10 protein-coding genes are annotated in these 13090 nt (G+C 72.4%); 6 read left to right on the forward strand and 4 right to left on the reverse strand.

The window, feature by feature from the left end; translation table 11 throughout:
* Positions 1–109 precede the first annotated feature (109 nt).
* Entirely contained in the window at positions 110–1312 is a 1203-nt protein-coding gene (locus STBA_RS25980) for an ROK family transcriptional regulator (protein ID WP_077061532.1), read from the forward strand.
* A 257-nt stretch (positions 1313–1569) separates the two neighbouring features.
* Complete coding sequence (gene ppdK, locus STBA_RS25985; RefSeq protein ID WP_077061533.1) at positions 1570–4224, forward strand: pyruvate, phosphate dikinase; 2655 nt, start codon at positions 1570–1572, stop codon at positions 4222–4224.
* 426 nt (positions 4225–4650) lie between these two features.
* On the opposite strand, the gene STBA_RS25990 is transcribed toward ppdK, so the two are convergent.
* Complete coding sequence (locus STBA_RS25990; RefSeq protein WP_077061534.1) at positions 4651–5397, reverse strand: SDR family oxidoreductase; 747 nt, start codon at positions 5395–5397, stop codon at positions 4651–4653.
* A 67-nt stretch (positions 5398–5464) separates the two neighbouring features.
* Between STBA_RS25990 and STBA_RS25995 the strand changes: the two genes are divergently transcribed.
* Positions 5465–6100, forward strand: coding sequence for a TetR/AcrR family transcriptional regulator (locus STBA_RS25995; RefSeq protein ID WP_253194998.1), 636 nt, complete (start codon positions 5465–5467; stop codon positions 6098–6100).
* Positions 6101–6254: 154 nt separating this feature from the next.
* Here the strand turns inward: STBA_RS25995 and STBA_RS26000 are convergent, their stop codons facing one another.
* Positions 6255–6581: a DUF6221 family protein gene (locus STBA_RS26000; protein WP_077061536.1), complete on the reverse strand. Its 327-nt coding sequence runs from the start codon at positions 6579–6581 to the stop codon at positions 6255–6257.
* Between the two features lie 220 nt (positions 6582–6801).
* Here STBA_RS26000 and STBA_RS26005 point away from each other — a divergent pair, with 220 nt between their 5' ends.
* Both STBA_RS26005 and STBA_RS38020 read left to right on the forward strand, forming a co-directional pair.
* The gene (locus STBA_RS26005; protein WP_077061537.1) at positions 6802–7554 is read left to right on the forward strand and encodes an MBL fold metallo-hydrolase; all 753 of its coding nucleotides are present in this window, start codon (positions 6802–6804) and stop codon (positions 7552–7554) included.
* 51 nt (positions 7555–7605) lie between these two features.
* Positions 7606–7755 (forward strand): hypothetical protein, encoded by a 150-nt coding sequence (locus tag STBA_RS38020; RefSeq protein ID WP_171987792.1) that lies wholly within the window; start codon positions 7606–7608, stop codon positions 7753–7755.
* 79 nt (positions 7756–7834) lie between these two features.
* Here STBA_RS38020 and STBA_RS26010 read toward each other — a convergent pair whose 3' ends face one another.
* Positions 7835–9988 carry a serine/threonine-protein kinase gene (locus STBA_RS26010; protein ID WP_077061538.1) on the reverse strand — a complete coding sequence of 718 codons (2154 nt, stop codon included), beginning with the start codon at positions 9986–9988 and terminating at the stop codon, positions 7835–7837.
* Positions 9989–10325: 337 nt separating this feature from the next.
* On the reverse strand, positions 10326–11453 hold the full coding sequence (locus STBA_RS26015; RefSeq protein WP_107485269.1) for a serine hydrolase domain-containing protein: 1128 nt from the start codon (positions 11451–11453) through the stop codon (positions 10326–10328).
* 339 nt (positions 11454–11792) lie between these two features.
* Between STBA_RS26015 and STBA_RS26020 the strand changes: the two genes are divergently transcribed.
* Positions 11793–13076: a serine hydrolase domain-containing protein gene (locus STBA_RS26020; protein ID WP_079252176.1), complete on the forward strand. Its 1284-nt coding sequence runs from the start codon at positions 11793–11795 to the stop codon at positions 13074–13076.
* Positions 13077–13090: the final 14 nt, after the last annotated feature.

A 13090-nucleotide genomic window follows, 5' to 3' on the forward strand; every position in this document is an offset into this window, starting at 1 on the left:
GAAGGTACCGTAGAGTTACGTCTACTTAACACGCAAAAGTACCGCTGTAATATCTACTTCACAAGCTGAAGGGGGAAGAAAAACCGAAACGGCGGCCCGGAAGGCGGTCATGAACCAGGCGAGCGCGGGTCATCTGTTGCGGTTGATACGCAACGGGCAGGCCACCACGCGCGGTGAGCTTCAGCGGATCACCGGACTCTCCAGGTCAACGGTGGGCCACCGGCTGGATCAGCTCTTCCGCGCCGGGTGGATCAGGGAGGCGGCCGGCGATCCCGTGGACGCCCCGACCGGTGGACGGCCTTCCCTGCGGCTGGAGTTCGACGCCTCGCACGCCGTCGTCCTCTGCGCGGATCTGGAGACGCGGCACGCCCGCGCCGCCGTGCTCGACCTCGGCGGCACGATGCTCGCGGAGCATTCCGGGGCGCTGCTGATCAACCAGGGGCCGGACGAGGTGCTGGACCGGCTGGCGCAGTGGTTCGCGCTGCTGCTGGAGAAGACGGGGCTCGGGGCGGGGGCCGTCTGCGGTATCGGGCTCTCGGTGCCAGGACCGGTGGACCGGGCCTCGGGGCGGGTCCTCCAGCCGCCGCTGATGCCGGGCTGGGACCGGTATCCGGTGCCGGAGCGGATGCGGCAGGCGTTCGCGGCCCACGCGGGCGGCGGCGCGCGGCGCGTCCCGGTCCTCGTGGAGAACGATGCCAATCTGATGGCCTACGCCGAGCAGCGCCGCGGCTTCCCCGACTGCGCGGCGTTCCTGCTGATCAAGGTGTCGACCGGCATAGGGGCCGGGGTGGTGGTCGACGGCGACATGTACCGGGGGATCGACGGCGCGGCCGGTGACATAGGGCACATCAGGCTCAGCGACCATCCGCACGCGCTGTGCCGCTGCGGCTCCTACGGCTGCCTGGCCGCCGTGGCGAGCGGGCGGGCGCTGGCCGAGCAGCTGACGGCGGCGGGGGTGCCCACCGCGTCCGGCTCCGGCGTGCGGGACCAGCTGGCGATCGGCCAGCCGGACGCGGTGCGGCTGGCGCGGGACGCGGGCCGGCTGGTGGGCGGGGTGCTGGCGACGGTGGTCACGCTGCTCAATCCCGGGGTGCTGATGATCGCGGGCGATCTGACCGGGCCGCCGTTCCTGACCGGCGTCCGGGAGCTGCTGTACCAGCGGGCCATGCCGCGGACCACGGCCTATCTCCAGGTCGTCACCTCCCGGCTCGGCGACCGCGCCGGTCTCGCGGGGGCCGCGGCGATGGTCGTCGAGTCGCTCTACGCGCCGGATCACGCGGACACCCGGCTCGCTGCCGCGACGGCGCACTGAGCGGCCTGACGCGCCCGGCGCCCACGGCACACGGGAGGCGCACTCCACAGTCATGGGACCTGACTTGGGCGTAATGCTGCTTATGTGCGCGTGATGCCCGCCACGAATGATGGCGTGGATGCTCAGATGAGCGATTGGCGGGGTAACCTCCCGCTGTCAGGGCAGCCGTTCACGAGGAGTCGAGTCCCGTGCCGGATACGCAAGCTCCATCCCTCATCACGCCCCCGCCCCGCACCCCCGTACCCCCGGCCGCGCCGGTGACGTACGTGTACGACTTCACCGAGGGCCACCGCGGCCTCGCAAGTCTGCTGGGCGGCAAGGGCGCCAACCTCGCCGAGATGACCAGGCTCGGCCTGCCCGTCCCGCCGGGCTTCACGATCACCACCGAGGCGTGCCGCGCATACCTGCGCACCGGCACGCCGCCGCCCGCCCTGCACGACGAGGTGAGTGCGCACCTCGCCGCGCTGGAGCGCCGCACCGGCCGCCGCCTCGGCGACGGCACCAACCCGCTGCTGGTGTCCGTCCGTTCGGGGGCGGAGCGTTCCATGCCGGGCATGATGGATACCGTCCTCAACATCGGGCTCACCGACACCTCGGTGCACGCGCTGGCCGCGCAGTCCGGGGACGAACGTTTCGCCTGGGACTCCTACCGCCGACTGATCCAGATGTTCGGCGAAACGGTTCTCGGCATCGACGCCGCCGCGTTCGAGGAACGTCTCGCGCACGCCGCGCGGCCGACCGGGGCGGACGACGAAACCGAGCTGACCGCGGGCCAACTGGAGCGGCTGACCGGCGCGTTCAAGGACATCGTGCGCGAGCGCACCGGCCGCCCGTTCCCCCAGGACCCGCGCGAACAGCTCGATCTGGCCATCCGGGCCGTCTTCGACTCGTGGAACGGCGAACGGGCCAGGCTGTACCGCCGCCGCGAGCGCATCCCGCACCACCTGGGCACGGCCGTCACCATCTGCACCATGGTCTTCGGCAACCTGGGCCCCGACTCCGGCACCGGCGTCGCGTTCACCCGCGACCCGGCCACGGGGCGGCAGGGCGTGTACGGCGACTATCTGCCCAACGCCCAGGGCGAGGACGTGGTCGCGGGCCGCAGGAACACCGTGCCGCTCACCGAACTGGCCCGGCGGGGCCCGCGGGCGCACGCCGAACTGCTGCGCATCATGGAGATCCTGGAGAACCACTACCGGGACCTGTGCGACATCGAGTTCACGGTCGAGCGCGGCACCCTGTGGATGCTCCAGACCCGCGTCGGCAAGCGCACCGCCGCCGCCGCGTTCCGCATCGCGGTGCAGCTCCTCGACCAGGGCCTCATCGACGAGGCGGAGGCACTGCGGCGCGTCACAGGCGAGCAGCTGGCGCAGCTGATGTTCCCGCGCTTCGACGCGGGCGCGGCCCCCGCGCCGCTGGCCACCGGCATCGCCGCCTCGCCCGGCGCGGCCGTCGGCGCCGCGGTGTTCGACCCGGCCACCGCAGTCGCGCGCGCCGCGGCCGGCGAACGGGTCGTGCTCGTGCGGCGCGAGACCACCCCCGACGACCTGGACGGCATGATCGCCGCGGAGGGCATCCTCACCGCGCGCGGCGGCAAGACCTCGCACGCCGCCGTCGTGGCCCGCGGCATGGGCAAGACCTGCGTATGCGGCGCCGAGGAACTGGCCGTCGACGTCGCCGCCCGCCAACTGACCACCGCCGAAGGGACGGTGATCCGCGAGGGCGACATCCTCTCCCTCGACGGGACGACCGGCCGCGTCCACCGCGGCGAGGTGCCCGTCGTCCCGTCCGCCGTCGTCGAGTACTTCGAGGGCACGGCGCGGGCGGACGCCGACGAGCTGGTGGCGGCCGTGCACCGCATCATGGGCCTGGCCGACGCGGCGCGCCGCCTCGACGTCCGCGCCAACGCGGACACTGCCGAGGACGCGGCCCGCGCCCGCCGCTTCGGCGCCCGCGGCATCGGACTGTGCCGCACCGAGCACATGTTCCTCGGCGAACGGCGCGAGCTGGTCGAACGGCTGATCCTCGCCGGCACCGATCGCGAGCGGCACGCCGCGCTCGCCGCACTGCTGCCGCTGCAACGCGCGGGCTTCACCGACCTGTTCGCCGCGATGGACGGCCTGCCGGTCACCGTGCGGCTGCTCGACCCGCCCCTGCACGAGTTCCTGCCCGACCTCACCGAACTGTCGGTGCGCGTGGCGCTCGACCACCGTGACGAGGACGTCCGCCTGCTGACCGCGGTGCGGCGGCTGCACGAGCAGAATCCGATGCTCGGCCTGCGCGGCGTGCGGCTCGGCCTCGTCGTGCCCGGCCTGTTCGCGATGCAGGTGCGGGCCGTGGCCGAGGCGGCGGCGCAGCGGCGCGCGGCCGGCGGCGACCCGCGGCCGGAAATCATGATCCCGCTGGTGGGCACCGTGCGGGAGCTGGAGATCGTCCGCGAGGACGCCGAAGCCGTCGTCGCCGAGGTCGAAAAGGCCCACGGGGTGCGGCTCGGGATTCCGCTCGGCACCATGATCGAGCTGCCGCGGGCCGCCCTGACGGCCGGTCAGATCGCCGAGCACGCCGACTTCTTCTCGTTCGGCACGAATGATCTCACCCAGACCGTCTGGGGGTTCTCGCGCGACGATGTCGAATCGAGCTTCTTCGCCGCCTACTTGGAGAAGGGCATCTTCGGCGTCTCCCCGTTCGAGACCATCGACGCCGACGGCGTCGGCGCCCTCGTCCGCACCGCCGCGGCGGCGGGGCGCGCGGCCCGCGAGGACCTGAAACTCGGCGTCTGCGGCGAGCACGGCGGCGACCCCGAATCCGTGCGCTTCTTCCACACGGTGGGACTCGACTACGTGTCCTGCTCACCGTTCCGCATCCCCGTCGCCCGGCTCGAAGCGGGCCGGGCGGCGACGGCGGCCCTTTAGCCGCCGCGGGGCATCTCCCCCGGGCCTTTCCCTCAAGGCCCGGATGCCCCCGGGATGCACCGGGGGCGGCGCCTGTGCGGAGGCGCCGCCCCCCGACTCTCCGCCGGGACGGTGGATGACGCCGCGGAGGCACGGGCCGGCCCCCGCCCCGGTGCCCGGCGTCGGCCGCGGGGGACGCGGGGACCGACGCGACGCGCAGCCCGGAGGACCGTGGTGCTCGTCATGGTGAACGTCTCGCCGGAGGCGAAGTGCAGGCGTTTGCCGCTCCGGCGCGCAATCCGGACCCGCTCAGTTCCAGATGCAGGGCGACGCCGGCCACGGACGGCTGCGTGACAGTAGTGGGCCGGGAATCCGCCATGGAGAGGGGGACCGTACTCCTGCCGTCACCGCCGTCCGTGGCTGCCCGCTGTCAGCTGCGCGGTCGGGTTATGCGCTGTATCCGCCGTCGATCCTCAGCACTGCGCCGGTGACGTAGGAGGCCTGCGGGCTGGCGAGGAAGACGACGCCTGCGGCGATCTCCTCCGGCCTGCCGTACCGCCCCATCGCCGCGGTCGGAAGGAACATGGATGCGGCCGGGCTGTCGGCGGGGTTTCCTTCGGTGTCGATGAACCCGGGCTGGACGACGTTGACCGTGATGCCCCGGTGCGCCAGATCGCGGGCCGCGCCCCGGCTGAATCCCTCGAGGGCCGACTTCGTGCCCGTGTAGTACGCCATCCCCTGGAAACCCGCCCGAGCAGCCACACCCGAGCTGATGCTGACGATCCGCCCGCCATCGGGCAGCAACGGCACCGCCGTCTGGATCCCGGCCACCACGCTGGTGTAGTTGACGGCGAGCTGCCGTTCGATGGCGGCATGGTCGACGAGCTCGCTGCCGACGAGGCCGCCACCGCTCACGGCCGCGTTGTTGACCAGAATGTCCAGCTTTCCGAACTGCTCGACCACGCGTCGGATCAGGTCCGCCGCCTGCGTCGCGTCCGCCTGGTCGGCCTGGAAGGCCGCCGCACGCACCCCCTTCGCCTCCAGGTCGGCGACGACGGCCTTGGCCTGATCCGCCGAGGACGAGTAGCTGATCGCGACGTCGGCTCCTTCGTCGGCCAGCGCCAGCGCCGACGCCGCCCCGATCCCCCGCGACCCGCCGGTCACGATCGCCACCTTGTTGTCCAGCTTTCCCATGTGCTTCCCACTTCCCTGGGTGCAACGTGCCACGGAGTTCTTGACCGTGCGGTCCACCATAAGCGTGGTGGACCGAGCGGTCAAGAATCCGTACCCTGTTCGCATGGCACGTCCACGATCGTTCGACGAGAAGCAGGTGCTGAACGCCGTCCGGGATCAGTTCTGGGACGCCGGTTACGCCGCGACCTCACTGGAAGACCTGATGCGGGTCAGCGGGCTGGGCAAAGGCAGCCTGTATGCGGCGTTCGGCGACAAGCGTCAGCTCTTCCTCCGGGCGCTGCACAGCTACACCGACGACAGCCATGGCCGTCTTCGGCAAGTCCTCGCCGAGGCTCCACGGGCCCTGGACGCACTGCGCATGCTCCTCAAGGCGCCGATCGACGACCCGACCGGCGCCGTCACGCGGCGTGGCTGCCTGATGGCCAACAGCGCCTACGAACTCGGCAACGCCGATCCGGAAGTCCTCGCCCACGCCCACCGCACCTACGAGACGTCCACCGCGCTGATCGGTGACTGCGTCGTCCGCGCCCAACGCGAGGGCGACCTACCGGCCGGAGCGGACCCGATCGCACTGGCGCGGGCCCTCCTGGCCGCACAACAAGGGCTCGTGTTCATGAGCCGGACCGGGCTGGATGCGGCCGCACTCACTGCCACAGCACGATCACTCGCGGCTCAGCTCCTGCCGGACCGCTCCGGCGACTGAACCCGCAGGCACAACCGGACCGTTCGCACTCAAGCCCTGACAACCTGGGCGAACCTGCTGGGCAGAGCCGTGCGAGCACGGCATCATCGACGCGTTCACCGCCCACAAGGGCCCCGACACCGGCCGCTATCGGCCCCTGTTCCGCCGTGGGCGTTCACGGCGTCCACTCCTCCCGGAAGTCGGGGTGGTCGGACCAGATGGCCGCAATGCCGAACAGCGCATACATCCCGACGCCTTGCATGGCCCGGCCGTTGTGTTCCCCGAGCACGATGGGGGCCATGACGTTGGTGAGGGCGCTGAGCGCCTCCGCCTGCCGCAGGACGTGTGCCGGGTCCTGGCGCCCCGCGTGGGCGCGCGACGCGGGGGACAGGCCGTCCCGCGCCTGCCGTTCGTCCTCCTTGCCCCACACTGCGGACGCGGCCCGCGCCGTCTGCTCGTCTTCCTCGATCCTTGCGCGCACGAACGTGATCAGATCGTCCATGCCGTTCATGATGGCCCAGCTGTCCGGAACGGCCGGGACGGCGCAGGCCAGCGGGCTGCGCCTGTCCGGAACACCCGGAACCCCTGGCGGCGCGCGGCCCGTTCCCGCCAAGATCGGTCCGTAGCACGGAGCCGCAGGGCAAGGCGATGAGCCCGCTCCCATGGCACGCCCACCACGGGGGCGGGCGTTCCATGGGAGTGCTCCCGTAGAGTCCGGCCCCATGCACCTGACGGTCCTCGGCGGCTGCGGCGCGTGGCCCACCGCGGAACAGGCGTGCAGCGGCTACCTCGTCGAGCACGCCGGCTTCCGCCTGCTGCTCGACCCCGGATACGCCACGCTGCCGCGCCTGCTCCGGCACACCACGGTTGACGCGATCGACGCCGTGCTGGTCAGCCACGGGCACCCCGACCACTGCGCCGACCTCAACCCGCTGCTGCGCGCCCGCGGGCTGAGCGACGCCCCGCCCCCGGCCCTGCCGGTGTACGCCCCGCACGGGGCGGTCGACGCCGTGCTCGCCCTCGACCGGCCGGGCATGCTCGCCGGGGCGTACCGCCGCCACGAGTTCCGGCCCGGCGACCGGTTCGCACTCGGCCCCTTCATGGCCGACACGTGGCTGCTGCCGCACTTCGTGCCCAATGCGGGCATCCGGCTCACCACGCCGGAGGGCGTGCTCGCCTACACCGGCGACACCGGGCCGAGCCCGGACATCGTGCACCTCGCGCGGGACGCCGACCTGCTGTTGTCGGAGGCCACCTACGTGCACCGGGTGCCGACCGCCGACGCACCGTACCTGCTGACCGCACGGCTGGCGGGCCACTATGCCGAACGCGCGGGCGCCGCCCGGCTTTTGCTCACCCACCTGTGGCCCGGAACGGACCCGGCCGCCGCGACCGGGGCGGCGGCGGAGGCATTCGGGCATCCCATCGGCGTTGCCGCCCCGGACCTGGTGATCCACTTCCGCGGGGCCGGATAGGTGTGGCCGACGGGGGTAGACAGGAGACAGCCACGGGGGAGGAGGCACGTCATGTACCCGCCCGGCATCAGCGACATGCAGCCGCTGAAGCACTTCAAGAAGCACCCGGTCGGCCGCCGCGGTTCCCTGCTGATCGTGCTCGGCGGCCTGGCCCTCGGGGCCGGCTTCATGCTCTTCGGCATCTTCGTCCTCGCCCCGTAGCCGGCCGCCCCGTCGGCACTCCCCGCCCTCGGACGGGGGAGCCTGCCGCCCGGCATCGTCCCGCAGGGCCGTTCCCCGGTCAGTCGGGCGCCGCCCCCGTGGCCGCGTCGAGGGCCACCACACCGTTCTCGTCTGCGATGTACACGAAGTCGTACGCCGTGACCGGGCCGTTGTCCCGGTTGCCGCTGCTCAGGCTGGCGAGGGTCGGGGCGGACCAGCGCTCGGAGCCATCATCGGCGTCGAGGGCGTGGACGGTGCCTACGGTGCTCAGGGTGTCGCCGACGTAGACCAGGTCCCCCGCCACCGTGAACTGCGTGGGCGACAAAATGCCCCCGTGATTCCACTTCTCGGCACCCGTCGACGGGTCGAACGCGTGGACGCGTCCGCCCAAGCTGCAGACATAGAGCGTGTCGCCCGCGAGGTAGAGGTTCTGCCCCTTCAGGGTCTCCTCAAGTGGGAACGGCGACTTCCTGGCGCCCGTGTCGGCGTGGAGCGCGTAAAGGCTCCCGTCGACGCCGGCGGCGTACACCAGACCACCGGACACGACGGGCGTCTGGGTGAAACCCTGTTCCGCGCCGAAGGCCCACTTCTTGGCGCCGCTGGCCGCGTCCAGCGCGTAGAGCGTGTTGTCGTTCCCGTCGCAGCCGATGTACACGGTGCCGTCGGACACCGTCGGATTGCAGTAGATCTCGTCCCCGAGCGGATGGTTCCACGCCTCCCGCCCTCCGTCCGCGTGCACGGCGTACACGTGCTTGTCCGGACTCGCGAAGTAGACGATTCCGCCGGCCACGGCCGGCCTGCTGATGACCCGGTCCCCGGTGGGGAACGTCCACTTCTTCTTGCCGTCCCCGTCCAGCGCCCACAACTCGTCGCCGCCGCTCACGTACACCGTCCCGTCGGCGACCACGGGCTGGTCCGGGTAGAAGGAGAACTCGGGCCCGTCCCAGCGCTTTTCTCCGGTGCGCGCGTCCAGGGCGGTGACCGTGAAGCCGACGGCGGCGTACAGGACACCGTCGGCCACCGTGCACACGGTCGGCAGCTCGTTGGCGACCTCGTGACGCCACGGGCGCACCTTGGGCTGCGGAGGGGCGTCCGTTCCCGATCCGGTGCCACCGGCGCGTTCCTCGTCACCGCCGGTGGCCAGGGCGAGCGCGAGTCCGCCACCGCCGGCCGCCACCGCCACCCCGCCCAGGCCGAGCAGCAGGGCACGGCGACGCCCTGGAGCGGGCGGGGGGCCGTTGGGTGCCGGGGGCGCGGGAGGGCCCCCGAGTACGAACGGAGTGGCCTCCTGCGTCGGCAACTGGTGGATGGCGGGCGGCTGTCCCGGAGAGCTCGGCACGTACGGGGGCGGGTCGTCCGGGGCCGGCGATGTGACGGGAGCGGTAGGAGTCGCGGCGGGCGCCGCCGGGGGCCGGGCGGGGGCGGGCTTCGCCAGGTCCAGGGCCCGCAGTTCGTCGTGGACGGAGGCCGCGGACCGCGGGCGGTCGGCCGGTTGTTTCGCGAGCAGCCGCAGCACCAGGTCGTCGAGGGCGGCGGGAAGCCCGGCGCGCAGCGAACTCGGCGACTCAGGCACCTTGTTCAGATGGGCGGTCATCAAGGACACCGGGTCGCCCGCGTTGAACGGCACGTCCCCGGTGAGCAGTTCGTGGAGAATGCAGCCGATGGCGTAGAGATCACTGCGGGCATCGCCGGAGTGCTCCGCGAACCGCTCCGGGGCCATGTAGGCGAGGGTGCCCATGACCTGGCTGGACTTGTCGGTGGCGGCCATGAAGCGGGCGATGCCGAAGTCGAGGATCTTCACCTCGCCGCCGGTGGTGAGCATGAGGTTGGCGGGCTTCAGGTCCCGGTGCACCACGCCCGCGTCGTGCGCGGCGGCCAGCGCGGCGGCGGTCTGGGCGGCCCATTCGACACTCATGGCGGGCGACGGCGGGCCGTCCTCGCGCAGCACGACGGCGAGGTTGCGCCCGGCCACGTACTCCATGATGAGGTAGAGCGTGCCGTCATGCTGGTCGCGGCCCAGGTCGTGGACGGTGACGACGCCGCGGTGGTTCAGGCCGCCCGCGGTGCGTGCCTCGCGGAAGAACAGGTCGGCGGCGGGGCCGTGTTGGTGGTCCGGCAGCAGTTTGACCGCGACGCGGCGCCCGATGACCCGGTCCCGGCCCTCCCAGACCTCCCCCATGCCGCCCCGGCCCACGAACGCCACCAGCTCGTACCTGTCCGCGATGACTCGCACCGATGCCTCCCTCCCTGCCGCACCCGGCCCCACGCCCGGAGTACGCACCGCCGGCCCTCGTCGGCCCCGCGGCCGGCAGCCGCCCCCGCGGGTTTCGCAGCGGAAACTACCGGTGGACGGAGCCGGGCCGCGCACCGTGACGGAACCGGTGGCGCCGTCGCGTTCCTCTGCGAACAAAGTTGTACCCGAAGGGCCTTGGACGTTCGCCGACCGGGTCGCTGATAGCGGCCCACCGGTGGGTGTGCGCGGGCGGGCGCTCGGCAGTGAGGTCCTTCCAGCCGATCGCGAGCAGTCGGCCGTTACCCGGGGGGAGAGAGCGGTGGTCCGGCGGGCGGTTCTACTCGCACAGGGCGTGGTCGATCATCGTGCGGGTGGCCTCGTCCTGGTCCTCCTGGCGGGCGTCGAAGCTCAGGGTGAACACCGCCGCCGAGGCCGCGGCGTCGCCGTTCTCGGTGACGGCGGTTTCCGAGACGGTGCCGAAGGAGGTGCCGCCGTGGAACCACAGGCCCTCGCCGTTGCCGCACCGCGGTGCCCACGCGATGCCCAGGCCGTAGCCGGTGCCGGGGCCGTAGAACTCCGAGGCGGGCACGGTCCGCTTCATCTCCGCGAGCTGGGCGGGCGGCAGCAGCGTGCCGTCCATCAGCGCGCGCAGGAACGTGTTCATGTCGCCGGTGGTGCTGATGATGGCGCCGTCCGCGCCGCCGCCCCCGGAGAGCGTGGTGTCGGTCAGTTCGTTCTCGCCGGGGAACCGCAGGTAGGCGGCGGCCGTCGGCTGCGGCACGTATGCCGAGGTGCCGGGAGTGAGGGTGTGGGCCAGACCCAGCGGCTCGATGATCCGTTCGTGCACCTCGCGTTCCCAGGAGTGGCCGGTGGCGGCCTCGATGATCAGGCCGGCCAGTACGTAGTTGGTGTTGGAGTAGCCCCACCGGGTCTCGCTCGCCGGGTCCGCCGCGTCGGGCAGCCACGCCGGCGGGCGGCTGGTGGCGAGGCCGACCGCCTGCTCGGCGGTCGTCGTCGTGAATCGTGACTCGTGGTAGGACTCCGGGGTCAGCGCCTCGGGGTCGCCGAAGAGGACGTCGGTGTAGTTGGCGAGACCGCTGGTCTGCCGCAGCAGGTTGTGCAGCGTGATGCGGCTGCCGTCGTTCCCGTGGCCGCCGACCAGGCCGGGCAGCCACTGTTCGACGGTGTCGTCGAGTCCGAGCGTGCCCTCGGCGACGAGCTGGAGGGCGACGACCGCGGTGAACGTCTTGGTGTCGCTGCCGATCCGGTAGTAGGCGTCGCGCGGCACGGGCCGGTCGCCGTCGAGTTCGGCGGCTCCGGCGCGTGCCCACGAGCCGTCGCCCGCCGCGTTCTCCCACTCCGCGAGCACGCCGGTGGCCCCGGTGGCGTGCACGGCCTCCGCGTCCCGGTCGAGGCCGGAGTCCGGCTCCGGCGGGGTGCCGACCGCGGCGCTCCCGGTGGCCATCGCGGTGGCGGTGGTCAGCGCCAGCGCCGCCGTCGCGAGTGCCGCGCGGACCAGTGTCGTTCGGCGGTACCTCATCGTCCGTCACTCCCTGTACCGGTGTCCGTTGCTCCGTTGTCCCTGCCGAGGACGCTACGGAAGCGGGACCTGCGGTGGCCATCCGGCCGCCCGGCGTGCGGATGGTGGGGCCAGCCCCCCTGCCGTGACGCCGTCGGTGGGGCGGGGTGGACGTGGTGTGAAGAGGGCGGGTGCGGGGCGGGGCGCCGTGACGTGCGCCCTAGGGTGAGGAACGCAAGTGAATCATCCAGTGATTTTGCAAGTCATCGGGAGTTGAGGATCGTCGTGCGTTCCCCCACACGCAAGCAGGCGGCGCTCGTCGCCGGCACGCTGCTCGCCTCGTTCGCCATTGCCGCTCAAGCCGTCGGCGTACCGGGCGGCGGCGGTGACGAGGCGCCGCAGGACCCCGGCCCTGACATGGCGGGGGTGCGGGCGGCGCTGACCGAGGCGACCGAGCTGGGCGCCCCCGGGGCGATGGCCCGCTTCGACGGGCCGGACGGGGCGCTGTCCGAGGTCGTCGGCGAGCGGGAGGCCGGCTCCGGGCTGCCGATGGACACCGACGCCCAGTTCCGCATCGGCAGCGTCACCAAGTCCTTCTCCGCCGTCGTGCTGCTCCAGCTGATCGGGGAGGGCGCGGCCGGGCTCGACGACCCGGTGAACGACCACCTGCCGGGGCTGCTGCCCGACGACCGCATCACGCTGCGGCACGTGCTGAACCACCGCAGCGGGCTGTGGGACTACAGCAACGAGATGTTCGCGCAGACGGTGCCCGGCTTCGAGGCGGTGCGCAACGAGGTCTACCCGCTTCAGGACCTGGTCGGCCTGTCGACGGCCGAGCCGCTGACCGTCGAGCCCGGTTCGGCCTACGCCTACTCGAACGCGAACTTCGTCGTCGTCGGCCTGCTCGTCGAGCAGCTCACCGGCCAGTCGCTCGCCGAGGCGTACCAGGAGCGGATCATCGGCCCGCTGGACCTGGCGCACACCGCCTACGTGCACCCGGAGAACGCGATGCCGGGGGAGCACATCGACGGGCACCTCACTCCGGACGAGGCCGGTCAGCCGCTGGTGGACTCCACGGAGCAGACGGCGTCGTGGGCCCAGTCGGCCGGGGCGATGATCTCCACGCCCGGCGACCTGAACCGGTTCACGAGCGGGCTGCTCGGCGGGGAGCTGCTGGCTCCCGAGCAGCTGGACGTGATGCTCGAGGTGACGCCGACCGACGACACCGGCACCCGGCACTACGGGTTGGGCCTGCGGCGCTACGACCTGTCCTGCGAGGTCTCGGTCTTCGGGCACACCGGCACGGTGCAGGGCTACTACACCTACGCGTTCACGACCGAGGACGGCGAGGAGAGCCTGGCGGCCACGGCGAACACCTCGAACAACGGGGTCGTGAACACCGCGCTGGGCGAGACCCTGGAGGCCGCGTTCTGCGGCGCCGAGGCCCCGGCGGCGCCCGAGGTCGCCGAGCGGAATGCGGAGCCGAATGCGGAGCGGAATGCGGAGGAGAACGCGCGCTTCGTGCCGCTGGCCGAGCCGGACCTGCCGGCGGAGCAGCAGCGGAACTGACGACCGGTCGCGTT

Origin of the sequence: Streptomyces sp. MP131-18, assembly GCF_001984575.1 — a bacterium.
GTDB classification, from domain to species: Bacteria; Actinomycetota; Actinomycetes; order Streptomycetales; family Streptomycetaceae; genus Streptomyces; species Streptomyces johnsoniae.

Excerpts from the sequence above, each read along its gene's own strand:
- STBA_RS25990 (WP_077061534.1), bottom strand. The coding sequence starts at position 5,397 with ATGGGAAAGCTGGACAACAAGGTGGCGATCGTGACCGGCGGGTCGCGG.
- STBA_RS26000 (WP_077061536.1), bottom strand. The coding sequence starts at position 6,581 with ATGGACGATCTGATCACGTTCGTGCGCGCAAGGATCGAGGAAGACGAG.
- STBA_RS26005 (WP_077061537.1), top strand. The coding sequence starts at position 6,802 with ATGCACCTGACGGTCCTCGGCGGCTGCGGCGCGTGGCCCACCGCGGAA.
- STBA_RS25980 (WP_077061532.1), top strand. The coding sequence starts at position 110 with ATGAACCAGGCGAGCGCGGGTCATCTGTTGCGGTTGATACGCAACGGG.
- STBA_RS38020 (WP_171987792.1), top strand. The coding sequence starts at position 7,606 with ATGTACCCGCCCGGCATCAGCGACATGCAGCCGCTGAAGCACTTCAAG.
- STBA_RS26015 (WP_107485269.1), bottom strand. The coding sequence starts at position 11,453 with ATGGCCACCGGGAGCGCCGCGGTCGGCACCCCGCCGGAGCCGGACTCC.